General features: G+C 59.0%; 15 protein-coding genes. 9 read left to right on the top strand and 6 right to left on the bottom strand.

Annotation, left to right across the window (positions count from 1 at the left end; translation table 11 throughout):
* Positions 1-37 precede the first annotated feature (37 nt).
* Positions 38-478 (top strand): YkgJ family cysteine cluster protein, encoded by a 441-nt coding sequence (locus IB246_RS09730; RefSeq protein ID WP_085988407.1) that lies wholly within the window; start codon positions 38-40, stop codon positions 476-478.
* 213 nt (positions 479-691) lie between these two features.
* Here the strand turns inward: IB246_RS09730 and typA are convergent, their stop codons facing one another.
* Together typA and thiI are read right to left on the bottom strand one after the other, a co-directional pair.
* Complete coding sequence (typA, locus tag IB246_RS09735) at positions 692-2512, bottom strand: translational GTPase TypA (RefSeq protein ID WP_008028025.1); 1821 nt, start codon at positions 2510-2512, stop codon at positions 692-694.
* Positions 2513-2651: 139 nt separating this feature from the next.
* Positions 2652-4106: a tRNA uracil 4-sulfurtransferase ThiI gene (thiI, locus tag IB246_RS09740; protein ID WP_008040995.1), complete on the bottom strand. Its 1455-nt coding sequence runs from the start codon at positions 4104-4106 to the stop codon at positions 2652-2654.
* A gap of 330 nt (positions 4107-4436) precedes the next feature.
* Between thiI and glnA the strand changes: the two genes are divergently transcribed.
* The 5 genes from glnA (at position 4437) to ntrC (ending at position 10018) form a co-directional block, all read left to right on the top strand.
* The gene (gene glnA / locus IB246_RS09745) at positions 4437-5843 is read left to right on the top strand and encodes a type I glutamate--ammonia ligase (protein ID WP_008028021.1); all 1407 of its coding nucleotides are present in this window, start codon (positions 4437-4439) and stop codon (positions 5841-5843) included.
* A gap of 299 nt (positions 5844-6142) precedes the next feature.
* Positions 6143-6652: a DUF4124 domain-containing protein gene (locus tag IB246_RS09750; protein ID WP_192230021.1), complete on the top strand. Its 510-nt coding sequence runs from the start codon at positions 6143-6145 to the stop codon at positions 6650-6652.
* The gene (locus tag IB246_RS09755) at positions 6649-7269 is read left to right on the top strand and encodes a DUF4124 domain-containing protein (protein WP_008040997.1); all 621 of its coding nucleotides are present in this window, start codon (positions 6649-6651) and stop codon (positions 7267-7269) included. Before IB246_RS09750 ends, IB246_RS09755 begins: the two co-directional genes overlap by 4 nt.
* Positions 7270-7499: 230 nt before the next feature.
* Positions 7500-8585 (top strand): nitrogen regulation protein NR(II), encoded by a 1086-nt coding sequence (gene glnL, locus IB246_RS09760; protein WP_008024908.1) that lies wholly within the window; start codon positions 7500-7502, stop codon positions 8583-8585.
* Complete coding sequence (gene ntrC / locus IB246_RS09765) at positions 8582-10018, top strand: nitrogen regulation protein NR(I) (protein ID WP_008024910.1); 1437 nt, start codon at positions 8582-8584, stop codon at positions 10016-10018. Before glnL ends, ntrC begins: the two co-directional genes overlap by 4 nt.
* A gap of 525 nt (positions 10019-10543) precedes the next feature.
* Here the strand turns inward: ntrC and IB246_RS09770 are convergent.
* Positions 10544-10984: a hypothetical protein gene (locus IB246_RS09770; RefSeq protein WP_032828573.1), complete on the bottom strand. Its 441-nt coding sequence runs from the start codon at positions 10982-10984 to the stop codon at positions 10544-10546.
* Here IB246_RS09770 and trmL point away from each other — a divergent pair.
* Positions 10983-11438 carry a tRNA (uridine(34)/cytosine(34)/5-carboxymethylaminomethyluridine(34)-2'-O)-methyltransferase TrmL gene (gene trmL, locus IB246_RS09775; RefSeq protein WP_008040998.1) on the top strand — a complete coding sequence of 152 codons (456 nt, stop codon included), beginning with the start codon at positions 10983-10985 and terminating at the stop codon, positions 11436-11438. The genes IB246_RS09770 and trmL overlap by 2 nt on opposite strands.
* A 122-nt stretch (positions 11439-11560) precedes the next feature.
* Here trmL and secB read toward each other — a convergent pair whose 3' ends face one another.
* Genes secB through IB246_RS09790 form a run of 3 tightly spaced genes read right to left on the bottom strand, consistent with a single transcriptional unit; the run spans position 11561 to position 12757 of the window.
* Positions 11561-12046, bottom strand: coding sequence for a protein-export chaperone SecB (gene secB, locus IB246_RS09780; RefSeq protein ID WP_007897410.1), 486 nt, complete (start codon positions 12044-12046; stop codon positions 11561-11563).
* Between the two features lie 41 nt (positions 12047-12087).
* Complete coding sequence (grxC, locus tag IB246_RS09785; RefSeq protein WP_008024917.1) at positions 12088-12342, bottom strand: glutaredoxin 3; 255 nt, start codon at positions 12340-12342, stop codon at positions 12088-12090.
* 1 nt (position 12343) lies between these two features.
* A complete protein-coding gene (locus IB246_RS09790) occupies positions 12344-12757 on the bottom strand; it encodes a rhodanese-like domain-containing protein (protein WP_008024918.1) in 414 nt (137 codons plus the stop codon).
* Positions 12758-12910: 153 nt separating this feature from the next.
* Here IB246_RS09790 and gpmI point away from each other — a divergent pair, with 153 nt between their 5' ends.
* Together gpmI and IB246_RS09800 are read left to right on the top strand one after the other, a co-directional pair.
* A complete protein-coding gene (gpmI, locus tag IB246_RS09795) occupies positions 12911-14440 on the top strand; it encodes a 2,3-bisphosphoglycerate-independent phosphoglycerate mutase (RefSeq protein ID WP_008040999.1) in 1530 nt (509 codons plus the stop codon).
* 230 nt (positions 14441-14670) lie between these two features.
* A complete protein-coding gene (locus tag IB246_RS09800) occupies positions 14671-15969 on the top strand; it encodes a murein hydrolase activator EnvC family protein (protein ID WP_008024921.1) in 1299 nt (432 codons plus the stop codon).
* Positions 15970-15994: the final 25 nt, after the last annotated feature.

Here is a 15994-nt window from a genome sequence, read left to right on the forward strand (position 1 = left end):
TCGCGCGCCCTGATGCACACGCTGGTAACAACCGATGATGAAGCCCAACCTGATCGCCGCCGCAGAGATCGATCGTCTCGATACCTGGGCCAAATACTCTGCGCCGATGTGCGGTTCCTGCATATCCAGCTGCTGCACCCTGCCGGTCGAGGTCAAGATCAAGGATCTGATCCGCATCGGCATCGTCGACGAGTTCGAGCGCGGCGAACCGGCGAAGAACATCGCCAAGCGTTTGCAGAAGGAAGGGATCGTCGAGCGTTACAGCCAGAAGACCGAGATCTTCACCCTCCAGCGCATGAGCAACAACGATTGCCTGTACCTGGATCGTAAGAGCCGTCTGTGCACTATTTATGAAAAGCGCCCGGATACTTGCCGCAACCACCCGAAGATCGGGCCGCGACCGGGGTATTGCGCTTACAAGCCGAAGGAAGTGGCGCGCGAGACCAGCAGCAGCCGTCGGCCTCTCGAGAAATTCTGATCTGAATCTTCGCTGCTTGACCTGACCTCATCGCGAGCAGGCTCGCTCCCACAGTGATTGGTGTCGTGCACAAATTATGTGTTCACCATCAATACCCTGTGGGAGCGAGCCTGCTCGCGATGAGGCCGGCACAGACGCCACACAAATCGCAGACAAACAAAAACGCCCCCGGCCTTTCGACCGGGGGCGTTTTCATTCAGCCTGAACTAAAACTCAGTTCTTGGCTTTCTTGGCAGCGCGGGTACGCTCGCCTTCGTCCAGGATCTTCTTGCGAAGACGGATGGACTTAGGAGTAACTTCGCACAGCTCGTCGTCCTGGATGAATTCCAGGGCCTGTTCCAGGGTGAAGCGAACAGGTGGAACCAGGGCGATGGTTTCGTCTTTACCCGAAGCACGCATGTTGTCGAGCTTCTTACCTTTGGTTGGGTTGACGCCCATGTCGTTATCACGGCTGTTCAGACCAACGATCTGACCGTTGTAGATTTCCTGACCGTGTTCAACGAACAGCTTGCCACGTGCCTGCAGGGTTTCCAGGGAGTAGGTCAGAGCCTTGCCGGTTTCTACCGATACCAGAACACCGTTCTGACGACCGGACATGTCGCCGGACTTCATGGTGTCGTAGCGATCGAAGATCGAGGTCAGGATGCCAGCACCGTTGGTCAGGGTCAGGAACTGGTTACGGAAACCGATCAGACCACGAGCAGGGATGTTGTATTCCAGACGCACACGGCCTTTGCCATCCGGCACCATGTTGGTCAGGTCGCCCTTACGCAGACCCATCTCTTCCATGACCTTGCCCTGGGATTCTTCAGGGGTGTCGATGGTGACGTTTTCAAACGGTTCCTGCTTCACGCCGTCAACCTGACGGATGATCACTTCAGGACGACCAACGCCCATTTCGAAGCCTTCGCGACGCATGGTTTCGATCAGTACCGAGAGGTGCAGCTCACCACGGCCGGAAACCTTGAACTTGTCAGCCGAGTCGCCTTCTTCAACGCGCAGAGCAACGTTGTACAGCAGCTCTTTGTCCAGACGTTCCTTGATGTTACGGGAAGTCACGAACTTGCCTTCTTTACCGCAGAAAGGCGAGTCGTTCACCTGGAAGGTCATGGAAACGGTTGGCTCGTCAACGGTCAGAGGCTTCATCGCCTCGACGTTGTCCGGCTGGCACAGGGTGTCGGAGATGAACAGCGAGTCCATACCGCTCACGCACACGATGTCACCGGCAAACGCTTCTTCAACGTCGATACGGTGCAGACCGTGGTGACCCATCAGCTTCAGGATACGGCCGTTGCGTTTCTTGCCGTCGGCGCCGATGGCGACAACCGGAGTGTTCGGCTTGACGCTACCACGAGCGATACGGCCAACACCGATAACACCCAGGAAGCTGTTGTAGTCCAGTGCCGAGATTTGCATCTGGAACGGGCCTTCACGGTCAACTTTCGGCGCAGGTACGTTGTCGACGATCGACTGGTACAGCGGGGTCATGTCTTCAGCCATGTCGGTGTGGTCCAGACCGGCAATGCCGTTCAGGGCCGAGGCGTAGACGACTTTGAAGTCCAGCTGTTCTTCGGTGGCACCCAGGTTGTCGAACAGGTCGAAGATCTGGTCCAGAACCCAGTCCGGACGCGCGCCTGGACGGTCAACCTTGTTGATGCACACGATCGGACGCAGGCCGGCTTCGAAAGCCTTCTTGGTCACGAAACGGGTTTGCGGCATAGGGCCGTCTTGAGCGTCAACCAGCAGCAGAACGGAGTCAACCATCGACATTACGCGTTCAACTTCGCCGCCGAAGTCGGCGTGGCCCGGGGTGTCCACGATGTTGATGTGGTAGCCGTTCCAGTTGATGGCGGTGTTTTTCGCCAGAATGGTAATACCGCGCTCTTTTTCCTGGTCGTTGGAGTCCATCACGCGCTCGTCGTTGAGCTCGTTGCGCTCCAGAGTGCCGGATTGACGCAGGAGTTTGTCTACCAGGGTGGTTTTACCATGGTCAACGTGAGCAATGATGGCGATGTTGCGTAGATTTTCGATCACTTGTGTATCTCGATCAGAGGATTCGGTGTGCTGACAAGTCTTGGCAGCGATTAACAGTAGAGTCAGGCCTTGCCGTTACAGCTTGACGGCAGAGTCGGGGGGCCGATGACGCAGGCCACAGGCAAACAGCCCCGGGCTCTTAGCTCGGTCGATAAACGCGCACATTGGCATGCCCCTCACTGAGCAAATGGTGGGCATGCAGGCGACTCATCACGCCTTTGTCGCAATACAGCAGGTACTGGCGAGTAGGGTCCAGTTCCTTGAAACGAGCGTTCAATGCATAAAACGGCATCGTCTGTACCTCAATGCCACCGAGTTCCAGCGGCTCGTCTTCAGCGGCATCCGGGTGACGGATGTCGATGATGATCTGGCCCGCCAGTGCTTCGCTGACTTCTTCGATCTGCAAATCCTGGCCCAATTCGTCGATCACGCGATCGATCGGCACCAGTTTGGCGTTCTCGAGCGCACGCTCAAGGACTGCCATGTCGAATTCTTTCTCTTCATGCTCCACCCGGTGGCGCTTGGCAGCCGTCTTCGGGTTGACTGAAATGACCCCGCAATACTCCGGCATGTGCCGGGCGAAATCGGCGGTACCGATTTCGTTGGCCAGATCGATGATGTCCTGCTTGTGACTGGCGATCAGCGGGCGCAGCACCAGCTTCTCGGTCACGCAGTCGATCACGTTCAGATTCGGCAATGTCTGGCTCGACACCTGGGAGATCGCTTCCCCGGTCACCAGTGCTTCGATTTGCAGTCGATCGGCAATTTGGGTCGCAGCGCGCAACATCATACGCTTCAATACTACGCCCATATGACTGTTATCGACTTTACCGAGAATTTCTCCCAGTACTTCCTCGAACGGCACACTGACAAATAACACGCGTTGGGAGCTTCCGTACTTCTTCCAGATGAAGTGCGCGACTTCCATCACGCCCAGTTCGTGAGCCCTTCCGCCCAGATTGAAGAAGCAGAAGTGGGCCATCAGGCCGCGACGCATGATCTGGTAGGCCGCCACAGTGGAGTCGAAGCCGCCGGACATCAGCACAAGTGTCTGCTCCAGTGCACCCAGCGGATAACCGCCGATGCCGTTGTGCTGACTGTGGATCACGAACAACCGTTGGTCGCGAACTTCGATTCGGACTTCGATTTCAGGTTTTTTCAGGTCGATCCCGGCGGCACCGCACTGGCGGCGCAACTGGCTGCCGACGTATTTCTCAATATCTATCGAGCTGAATGGGTGCTTGCCGGCGCGTTTGCAACGCACCGAGAAAATCTTGCCGGCCAGCGCATCACCGTAGTGCTGCTTGCATTTTTCAACGATGTCGTCGAAATCACCCAGCGGGTACTCATCGATTTGCAGGAAGTGCGCGACGCCCGGCATGCAGCTCAGACGCTCGCCCATCTCCTTCAGAGCCTTGGGATCGCTGACGCGGGTTTCCAGCTCGAGGTTGTCCCACACGCCGTTCACCACCACAGCCGGATCCAGATCGCGGAGCACGGCACGGATGTTCTTGGCCAACTGGCGGATGAAACGCATCCGTACCGGGCGGCTCTTGATGGTGATCTCTGGGAAGACTTTTACGATTAATTTCATGGAAACAGCGCGCGCGAGGCCTGCCGAAAAAGGGGGGCGCGGATTATAGCGGAAATTGCTCAAGGTTTAACCAGTTAATGTGCAGAAGGTTTTGCGCGCACCAAAACAGGTCATTTATTGATTTTAGCGCCACATTGTAGGGCGGGATTTTCCCCATTAATGCGCTTTACACCTTTATAAGCGTGATATTGGGGCAAAAAACCCATGGTGGGGCACTGGCATGCAATTTGCTCCCTTGTGAGGCAGGTTGCCTTGGCAGAGTATTCGCGCCGGCATCACCCACATTCTAAGGGCATCCACTACTAAGCCCGAAGCCACCCGGAGGACACTATGTCGAAGTCGGTTCAACTCATCAAAGATCATGACGTCAAGTGGATTGATCTGCGCTTCACGGACACCAAAGGCACCCAGCACCACGTGACCATGCCGGCTCGCGACGCGCTGGATGAAGACTTCTTCGAAGTCGGCAAGATGTTCGACGGTTCCTCCATCGCTGGCTGGAAAGGCATCGAAGCCTCCGACATGATCCTGCTGCCGGACGACAGCACTGCCGTACTGGACCCGTTCACCGAAGAGCCGACCTTGATCCTGGTCTGCGACATCATCGAACCTTCGAGCATGCAAGGCTACGATCGCGACCCACGTGCGATCGCCAAGCGCGCAGAGGAATACCTCAAATCCACCGCCATCGGCGACACTGTGTATGCCGGTCCGGAGCCAGAGTTCTTCATCTTCGACCAAGTGAAGTTCAAGTCCGACATCTCCGGCTCCATGTTCAAGATCTACTCTGAACAAGGCTCGTGGATGTCCGACCAGGACGTGGAAGGCGGCAACAAAGGCCACCGTCCAGGCGTCAAAGGTGGTTACTTCCCGGTTCCGCCGTTCGACCACGACCACGAAATCCGTACCTCCATGTGCAACGCACTGGAAGAAATGGGCCTGACCGTCGAAGTTCACCACCACGAAGTGGCAACTGCCGGCCAGAACGAAATCGGCGTCAAGTTCAACACCCTGGTGAAGAAAGCCGACGAAACCCAAACCCTGAAGTACGTCGTGCACAACGTGGCCGATGCCTACGGCCGCACCGCTACCTTCATGCCTAAGCCTCTGTACGGCGACAACGGCTCGGGCATGCACGTGCACATGTCCATCTGGAAAGACGGCAAGAACACCTTCGCAGGCGAAGGCTATGCCGGTCTGTCCGATACCGCTCTGTACTTCATCGGCGGCATCATCAAACACGGTAAGGCCCTGAACGGCTTCACCAACCCGGCGACCAACTCCTACAAGCGTCTGGTTCCAGGCTTCGAAGCTCCAGTGATGCTGGCCTACTCGGCCCGTAACCGCTCCGCTTCGATCCGTATTCCTTACGTGTCGAGCCCGAAAGGCCGCCGTATTGAAGCGCGCTTCCCGGATCCAGCTGCCAACCCGTACCTGTGCTTCGCAGCACTGATGATGGCTGGCCTGGACGGTATCCAGAACAAGATCCACCCTGGCGATGCAGCTGACAAAAACCTGTACGACCTGCCGCCTGAAGAGGCGAAAGAGATCCCACAAGTTTGCGGCAGCCTGAAAGAAGCCCTGGAAGAGCTGGACAAAGGTCGTGCGTTCCTGACCAAAGGCGGCGTGTTCTCCGATGACTTCATCGACGCTTACATCGCTCTGAAAAGCGAAGAAGAAATCAAGGTACGTACCTTCGTACACCCACTGGAATACGAGCTGTACTACAGCTGCTGATCCGGTAGCGCCTGCGCAAGCGGCGTGACAAAAAAGAGGCCTCCTTCGGGAGGCCTTTTTTGTGCCCGCGATTCCGCGGATGGCCCCGCTTTTCTGTGGGAGCGAGCCTGCTCGCGAAGGGGTCGTCACATCCAACATTGATTTTGAATGACGCACCGCTTTCGCGAGCAGGCTCGCTCCCACAGGGACTTGCGTCGCCTGATGTATTGCAGGAAATCATGCCCAAATGTTTACAACTTGGGTCAATCACCAACCCTGACCTATGCTGCAACCCAACGCGTTCGTTTCTGGTTGATTTTATGGGTCGTGGTTTTCTGTTCATCCTGCTGTTGATCGCCCTGCCCGCCGCCGCGCAGATTTATAAGTACACCGACGCCGCCGGCAACACTGCCTACAGCAATCAACCACCCGACGGTGTGAAGGCTCAGCCGGTCGAACTGCCGCCGCTCAACAGCGTCGAGCGCCAGGCGCCTCCTGCCCCACCCGCCGAAGCCACCAGCCGCGAACAACCTCGCAGTGCCTACGAGGTGCTGGAGCTGACCAACCTGCCCACCACCGAAGCGCTGCGGGCCAACAACGGCACCTTCACCGTCAACGTGCTGATCAAACCGCGCTTGCAAGGCCCGCATCTTTTCAGGCTGCTGCTGGACGACCAGCCTTACGGCCAGCCGAGCAACGTGCCGATCCTGCAACTGGTCAACATTGATCGCGGCACCCACGCCCTCGCGGTGCAGGTGATCGACGGGGAAGACATCGTGCAGCAGAGTCCGACCGTGACCTTCACGGTTCAACGGGTGCACAAGCCGTGAGGTTATGGCTGCTGGCCGCCTGCCTGATCGCGCTGTCCGCATCGGCCGAAGTCTTCACTTACATCGACACACAGGGCAATCGGGTCTTCACCGACCAGCCTGGCTCCGGCAACGCCAAACGTGTGCCGCTGGCGACGAGCAACCGCATGTCCGCCAACCCGACCGGCGCGGCACCGGTGATCGCAGAGAAAAAAACCGAAGCCAGGCCGATGTTCCGCTATGACATGCTCCGGGTGCTGGTTCCCGAGCCCGACGCCACAATCCGCAGCAGTGCCGGCGAGCTGATCGTCAGCATCACCAGCGAGCCCGGCCTGCAACGGGGTCATCGCTACCGCTTGTTGCTGGACGGGCAGCCCACCGCTGAACCTGGCCCGAGCCCGGTGTTCGCCTTGAGCAACATCGATCGCGGCAGCCACAACCTGTCCGTGGAAATCCTCGACGAACACGGCCGCATCATCGAGCGCACCGCCAATCAACCCTTCCATATGCTGCGCATTTCCCTCGCACAAAAACGCCAGGTCAAACCCTGCACGTTGACCGACTACGGCCAACGACCGGAATGTCCGCTCAAGGACAAACCCATCGAGCCAAAAAACCCCTTCCTGCGTTTCTTCTAACCTCGTTCAGCTTTGCGCACTATATTGGTGCGATAGGTTGCACCGTACCCAAATATCAACCCATTTTGGTTCGAAAGTACCCGCAAAAGCTGGCAGAACGCCACGCAAACGAGCGTCAAACGCCCGTTTCAGGCCTTTAACGCTTCTTTTCGGAGCCTTGGTTTGGTTTTTGCATTTTCCTCATATCGGCGCGTTATCCACGCGCATGCCCTGCTCCAAAAGAGGTCCTGATGACCATTAGCGACGCACTGCATCGATTGCTGCTCGACAACCTGACCACCGCCACCATCCTGCTCGACGCCGAACTGCGCCTCGAGTACATGAACCCGGCGGCGGAGATGCTGCTGGCCATCAGCGGCCAGCGCAGCCATGGGCAGTTCATCAGTGAGTTGTTCACCGAATCCACCGAAGCCCTGAATTCCCTGCGCCAGGCAGTCGAGCAGGCGCATCCGTTCACCAAACGCGAAGCGATGCTCACCGCCCTGACCGGCCAGACGCTGACCGTCGATTACGCGGTGACACCGATCCTGGCCAACGGCGCCACCATGCTGCTGCTGGAAGTCCACCCGCGTGACCGCTTGCTGCGGATCACCAAGGAAGAGGCGCAGCTATCGAAGCAGGAAACCAGCAAGATGCTGGTGCGCGGCCTCGCTCACGAGATCAAAAATCCGCTCGGCGGGATTCGCGGTGCGGCCCAGTTGCTCGCCCGCGAGCTGCCGGAAGAAAGCCTGCGCGACTACACCAACGTCATCATTGAAGAAGCCGACCGCCTGCGAAACCTGGTCGATCGCATGCTCGGCTCCAACAAGTTGCCATCGCTGGCCATGTGCAACGTCCACGAAGTGCTGGAACGCGTCTGCCACTTGGTCGAGGCGGAAAGCCAGGGCTGCATCACATTGGTGCGCGATTACGACCCAAGCATTCCCGACGTGTTGATCGACCGCGAACAGATGATTCAGGCCGTCCTGAATATCGTGCGCAACGCAATGCAGGCCATCAGCAGCCAGAACGAGCTGCGCCTGGGCCGCATCAGCCTGCGCACCCGCGCCATGCGCCAGTTCACCATCGGCCACGTGCGCCATCGCCTGGTGACCAAGATCGAAATCATCGACAACGGCCCCGGCATTCCTGCGGAACTTCAGGAAACCATCTTCTTTCCCATGGTCAGCGGGCGCCCGGACGGTACCGGGCTCGGCCTGGCCATTACCCAGAACATCATCAGCCAGCACCAGGGCCTGATCGAATGTGACAGCCATCCAGGCCACACCACCTTCTCGATCTTTCTGCCACTGGAACAAGGAGCCACATCGACATGAGCCGTAGTGAAACCGTGTGGATCGTCGATGACGACCGTTCTATCCGTTGGGTCCTGGAAAAAGCCTTGCAGCAGGAAGGCATGACCACGCAAAGCTTCGACAGCGCCGATGGCGTGATGAGCCGCCTGGCGCGCCAGCAGCCGGACGTGATCATCTCCGACATTCGCATGCCGGGTGCCAGCGGTCTGGACCTTCTGGCGCGGATTCGCGAGCAACACCCACGGCTGCCAGTGATCATCATGACTGCGCACTCCGATCTGGACAGCGCTGTCGCGTCCTATCAGGGCGGCGCGTTCGAATACCTGCCCAAGCCGTTCGATGTCGACGAAGCGGTGTCCCTGGTCAAGCGCGCCAACCAGCACGCCCAGGAACAGCAAGGCCTGGAAGTCCCGGTCGCCCTGACCCGCACCCCGGAAATCATCGGCGAAGCGCCGGCGATGCAGGAAGTGTTTCGCGCCATCGGGCGCTTGAGCCACTCCAACATTACCGTGCTGATCAACGGTGAATCGGGTACGGGTAAAGAACTGGTCGCCCACGCCCTGCACCGTCACAGTCCACGGGCGGCTTCGCCATTCATTGCGCTGAACATGGCGGCCATCCCGAAAGACCTGATGGAGTCCGAGCTGTTCGGCCATGAAAAAGGCGCGTTCACCGGTGCGGCCAACCTGCGTCGCGGACGATTCGAACAGGCGGATGGCGGCACACTGTTCCTTGATGAAATCGGCGACATGCCGGCGGACACGCAGACCCGTTTGCTGCGCGTGCTGGCAGACGGCGAGTTCTACCGCGTCGGCGGCCACGTGCCGGTCAAAGTCGACGTGCGGATCATCGCCGCGACCCACCAGAACCTGGAAACCCTGGTGCACGCCGGGAAATTCCGTGAAGACTTGTTCCACCGTCTGAACGTGATCCGCATTCATATTCCACGGTTGTCGGACCGTCGCGAAGACATCCCGACCCTCGCCAAGCACTTCCTCAGCCGCGCCGCGCAAGAACTGGCGGTCGAGCCGAAGCTGTTGAAAAGCGAAACCGAGGAATACCTGAAGAACCTGCCGTGGGGCGGCAACGTCCGTCAGCTGGAGAACACCTGCCGCTGGATCACGGTGATGGCTTCGGGTCGCGAAGTGCACATCAGCGACCTGCCGCCAGAGCTGCTGAGCCTGCCGCAGGATTCGGCGCCGGTGACCAACTGGGAGCAAGCGTTGCGCCAGTGGGCCGATCAGGCGTTGGCTCGCGGTCAGTCGAGCCTGCTCGACAGCGCGGTGCCGGCGTTTGAGCGGATCATGATCGAGACTGCGCTCAAGCACACCGCTGGTCGTCGTCGTGATGCAGCGGTTTTGCTGGGCTGGGGGCGTAATACCCTGACGCGCAAGATCAAGGAACTGGGGATGAAGGTGGATGGTGGGGATGATGATGAGGGGGATGAGGGTTAATTAGCCTTTAGATCATCATCGTTGCATAGATCCATTCGCGGGCAAGCCTCACTCCTACAGGTTCGTAAAAATCCTGTAGGAGCGAGGCTTGCCCGCGAAGCTTTTGGGGCCACGGTGCACCGCCTGAATGCACCGTGAACCGCAATCGCGCACGCCAACTGATCCAAAATCCCGCCTGCGTTCACAATCGAACCCCTGGCGAAAAAACACGAAAGCCCCGTATTACGGGGCTTTCGGCGTTTCAGAGCGTGTGATTGTTTCAAGCTGTTAAAACCTGGCACGCCCCCTGCAATAGTCCATTCAGTGATTCAGTTCACTACCCGGTTTCGGGGACCTTGGTACAGGCAGGCCGGGGATTCCCCTCTTTACATCGGGCTCACACCGCACTTGCGACGAGCCCAAACAGTTTTGGGGCCCTTGATACAGGCAGGTCAGGGGTTCCTTCTTTACACCGGGCTCACGACGCAATGCGCGAGCCCTGCCGTTTTGGGAACCTTGGTACAGGCAGGCCGGGGATTCCCTCTTTTATTGCTCTCGGAGATGGATCTCCAGCCGCCAGCGATCATCGACCTCGCTACCGGCCCACTCGCCCTGCAGTGGCCGGGCCGCCACCACCGACAGCAACAACCCCCCATCACTCAATCGCACCCGCCAGTTCACGTTCTTGTCGTTGAGCTTGAGCTGACCTTTCTGCGTCTTGCCCTCCGCCTCGAACAGCAACGCCAGGCTGCCGTCGATAAACTCGCCGTGGGACTTGGGTTCGTTGTTGAACCACACTACCAGGCCGTCGTTCGTCACCTCGATCTGCTGCAATTCACTGGGGTCGGGCGTGGTCAGGCGACCGATCATCAGCCCCACCATTACCCCGACAATCGCCAGCGAACCCATCACGCGCGGGAATAGTTTCGAACGGGGATCCGCTTGCGGCGTAGAATGCCCGTCATCTTTACCTTCGGAGCCGTGCATGTTTCACGTCATCCTTTTTCAACCAGAAATTCCGCCGAATACCGGCAACGTTATCAGGCTGTGCGCCAATAGTGGCTGCCACCTGCATTTGATCGAACCGCTGGGCTTCGAGATGGACGACAAGCGCCTGCGCCGGGCCGGCCTCGATTACCACGAGTATGCCACCCTGCAACGCCATGCGGACCTCGCCAGTTGCCTGGAGAGCCTTGGTCATCCAAGGGTGTTCGCGTTTACCACCAAGGGTTCGCGGCCGTTCCACGACGCGAGCTTCGCCGAGGGCGATGCCTTTCTGTTCGGCCCGGAAAGCCGAGGCTTGCCGGCGGAAGTGCTGGATGCCCTGCCCGGCGAACAACGCCTGCGTTTGCCGATGCGCGAAGGCTGTCGCAGCCTGAACCTGTCGAACACTGTGGCGGTTGCCGTCTACGAAGCGTGGCGGCAGAACGACTTCAAATAACACCCCATAACAAATGTGGGAGTGAGCCTGCTCGCGATGGCGGTGTGTCAGCTGACATTGATGTCATCTGACACACCGCCATCGCGAGCAGGCTCACTCCCACACGGGTGTCGCTGCGCAGCTTATTGAACGGTCGGAGTCTCGCCAGCCGCCTGCATGCGTTGCAGTTCTTGTGCGTACAGCGCGTCGAAGTTCACCGGAGCCAGCATCAGGGCCGGGAACGAACCGCGGGTCACCAGGCTGTCCAGGGTTTCGCGAGCGTACGGGAACAGGATGTTCGGGCAGAACGCACCGAGGGTGTGGCTCATCGAAGCGTCGTCCAGGTTCTTGATCAGGAAGATCCCGGCCTGCTGCACTTCAGCGATGAACGCTACTTCTTCACCGTTTTTCACGGTCACGGACAGGGTCAGCACGACTTCGTGGAAGTCGCCTTCCAGTGCCTTCTGGCGGGTGTTCAGATCCAGACCGACGCTTGGTTCCCACTGCTGGCGGAAGATCGCCGGGCTTTTCGGGGCTTCGAACGACAAGTCACGTACGTAGATGCGCTGCAAGGAGAATTGCGGTGCGGTTTCTTCTTCGCTAGCTGCAGTGTTCTGTTGGTCAGTCATCTCAGATCCTTTCTGATCTTGGGGTCTTATAGGGAAGGCATTCAGGCCTTGAGCATGGCGTCGAGCTTGCCGGCGCGCTCAAGGGCAAACAAATCATCACAACCGCCAACGTGGCGCTCACCGATCCAGATCTGCGGCACGGACGTGCGCCCGGCCTTCTGGGCCATGGCGGCGCGCACCTGCGGCTTGCCATCGACCTTGATCTCTTCGAAGGCCACGCCTTTGTTCTCGAGCAGGTACTTGGCTCGCGAGCAGTAAGGGCAGTAATCGCTGGAATAGACGACGACGTTGCTCATATCACTTCACCAGCGGCAGGTTGTCGCCTTTCCAGCTGGAAATACCGCCGGACAGCTTGGCGGCGGTGAAGCCGGACTTCATCAGTTCGCGAGCGTGAGTGCCGGCGGTCTGGCCCATGGCGTCGACCAGGATGATGGTCTTGGCCTTGTGCTTTTCCAGTTCGGCCACGCGAGCGGCCAGTTTGTCGTGAGGAATGTTCAACGCGCCAACAATATGACCGGCGGCGAAATCCTTGACCGGACGAATGTCGATCACAACGCCCGCGTCCTTGTTGACCAGGCCGGTCAGTTCACCGGTGCTCAGGCTGCGGCCGCCGCCTTGCATCTGATAGGCGATCAGCAACGCCAGCAGTACCACGAAGATACCGACGAGCAGATAGTGGTTAGTGGCAAATTCAATCAGGTGAGCAACCATCGAAGGAGGTTCCAGGGCGTTAAAATGTCGGCCAGTATACACAGCCACTATGGTGGGCCAAACCCCGTCCGGCGGTGACGCCGTCGGAACTTCGCTTTAAACTGCCACTCCCTTTTCCATTGCCCTCTTTTAACTCAGCCACGAGTGGAATCCATGACTACCACGCCTAAACCTTTGGTCCTGATTATTCTCGACGGCTTCGGTCACAGTGAGAGCCCTGAATCCAACGCCATCTATGCGGCGAAGAAGCCCGTACTGGACCGTCTGTGGGCCACCGTGCCGAACGGTCTGATCTCGGGCAGTGGCATGGACGTCGGCCTGCCGGATGGCCAGATGGGCAACTCCGAAGTCGGCCACATGAACCTCGGTGCCGGCCGCGTTGTGTATCAAGACTTTACTCGCGTGACCAAATCGATCCGCGACGGCGAGTTCTTCGAGAACCCGACCATCTGCGCGGCTGTGGATAAAGCCGTTGCCGCCGGAAAAGCCGTGCACTTCATGGGCCTGCTGTCCGATGGCGGCGTTCACAGCCACCAGGATCACCTGGTTGCCATGGCCGAACTGGCTGCCAAACGCGGCGCGGAAAAAATCTACCTGCACGCCTTCCTCGATGGCCGCGACACGCCGCCGAAAAGCGCCCAGTCGTCGATCGAGCTGCTCGACGCGACCTTCCAGGCCCTCGGCAAAGGCCGGATCGCCAGCATCATTGGCCGTTACTTCGCCATGGACCGCGACAACCGTTGGGACCGCGTGTCCCAGGCTTACAACCTGATCGTCGATGGCAATGGCGAATTCAACGCCGCCACCGCCCAGGAAGGCCTGCAAGCCGCGTACGAGCGTGGCGAGAGCGACGAATTCGTCAAAGCCACCTCCATCGGCGAGCCGGTTAAAGTCGAAGACGGCGACGCCGTAGTGTTCATGAACTTCCGCGCCGACCGCGCCCGCGAGCTGACCCGCGTGTTCGTCGAAGACGGTTTCAAGGATTTCGAACGTGCGCGCCAGCCAAAACTGGCCGGTTTCGTCATGCTCACCCAATACGCCGCCAGCATCCCCGCGCCATCGGCCTTCGCCGCCGGCAGCCTGGACAACGTGCTCGGCGACTTCCTGGCGAAAAACGGCAAGACGCAGCTGCGCATCGCCGAAACCGAGAAGTATGCCCACGTGACCTTCTTCTTCTCCGGCGGCCGTGAAGAACCGTTCCCGGGCGAAGAACGCATCCTGATCCCGTCGCCGAAAGTCGCCACTTATGACTTGCAGCCGGAAATGAGCGCGCCGGAAGTCACCGACCGCATCGTCGATGCCATCGAAAACCAGCGTTACGACGTGATCGTGGTCAACTACGCCAACGGCGACATGGTCGGCCACAGCGGCGTGTTCGAAGCAGCGGTGAAAGCCGTGGAATGCCTGGACCTGTGCGTCGGCCGCATCGTCGATGCGCTGGACAAAGTCGGTGGCGAAGCGCTGATCACGGCTGACCACGGCAACGTCGAGCAGATGTCCGACGAAACCACCGGCCAGGCGCATACCGCGCACACCACCGAGCCGGTGCCGTTCATTTATGTCGGCAAGCGTGACCTGAAGGTGCGTGAAGGCGGCGTGCTGGCGGATGTGGCGCCGACCATGCTGAAGCTGTTGGGCCTGGAAAAACCGGCTGAAATGACCGGGACTTCGATCCTGGTGTAACCCGGTAGCTCAAACACCGCCAAACCCTGTAGGAGCAAGCTTGCTCGCGATAGCTATCTGACCGTCGACATCTATGTTGAATGTTAAGGCCCTATCGCGAGCAGGCTCGCTCCTACAGTGGGTTTGCGTGGTTTTTCGGGCCGGTTATCACACAGCCCCAATTGGGCGTTTTTTTTGCAGCGTGGGGCGGGCATACTAGGCCGTCCCTTTCCCTGGTGTCGCCCGCCTCTATGCTTCGCGTCCTGATAGCCCTTGCCCTGACTTGCCTGCTCCAACCGGCCTTTGCTGACGAGCGCGCGCAAACCCAACAACAGTTGGACGCCACGCGTCAGGACATCGCCGAGCTGAAAAAACTGCTGGGCAAGCTCCAGGAAGAAAAATCCGGGGTGCAGAAAGACCTCAAGGGCACCGAGACCGAGATGGGCAAGCTCGAGAAGCAGGTCGAAGCCCTGCAAAAAGAGCTGAAGAAAAGCGAATCCGAGCTGCAGCGTCTCGATGGTGAGAAAAAAAAACTCCAGAGCGCGCGCATTGAACAGCAAAGACTGATCGCCATTCAGGCCCGCGCGGCCTATCAGAACGGCCGTCAGGAGTATTTGAAGCTGCTGCTCAACCAGCAGAATCCGGAAAAATTCGCCCGCACCCTCACCTATTACGATTACCTGAGCCAGGCCCGCCTGGAGCAGTTGAAGAGTTTCAACGAAACCTTGCGCCAACTGGCCAACGTCGAAAAAGACATCGCCCTGCAACAAGCGCAGTTGCTGGTGCAAAAGAGCAGCCTCGACAGCCAGCGCGATGAACTCGACAAAGTCCGTCAGGAACGCCAGCAAGTCCTCGCCAAGCTCAGCGATGACGTAAAGGCTCGCGATCAGAAACTGGCCGCCCGCGAGCAAGATCAGGCAGACCTGTCTAAAGTCCTTAAAACCATCGAAGAAACCCTGGCCCGCCAGGCTCGTGAGGCAGAAGAAGCGCGGCAAAAAGCGCTGATTGCCCAGCAGGAAGCCGAAAAAAAGCGTTTACGTGAGGCTCAGGCGGCAGCAGATGCAGACGCCACTGACGCCCCACGCAAACCCGTTAAATCGACACCCGGCGCCTTGGTTTCAAGCTCAGGCGAGACGTTTGGCGGCCCATTTGCTTCCAGCCGGGGAAAACTTCCATGGCCGGTTGATGGTCGACTGCTGGCACGCTTTGGCGAAACCCGTGGCGACGACGCCCGCACCAAGTGGGACGGCGTGATGATCAGCGCCTCCGCCGGCAGCCAGGTGCATGCCGTGCACGGTGGCCGCGTGGTGTTTGCCGATTGGCTGCGCGGTGCCGGCTTGCTGGTGATCCTTGACCACGGCAACGGTTTTTTGAGTCTTTACGGTCACAACCAGACGCTGCTCAAGTCTGCGGGTGACGTGGTGAAAGCCGGTGAGTCCATCTCCACTGTCGGTAACAGCGGCGGGCAGGACACTCCAGCACTGTATTTCGCAATTCGTCAGCAGGGTCACCCGAGTGATCCGGCGCAATGGTGCCGCGCGCAAGGATAGGCGTTGAGTCACCTACATTAGGAGT

It is taken from the genome of Pseudomonas sp. PDM01 (genome assembly GCF_014852325.1).
Taxonomy (GTDB): Bacteria; Pseudomonadota; Gammaproteobacteria; order Pseudomonadales; family Pseudomonadaceae; genus Aquipseudomonas; species Aquipseudomonas migulae.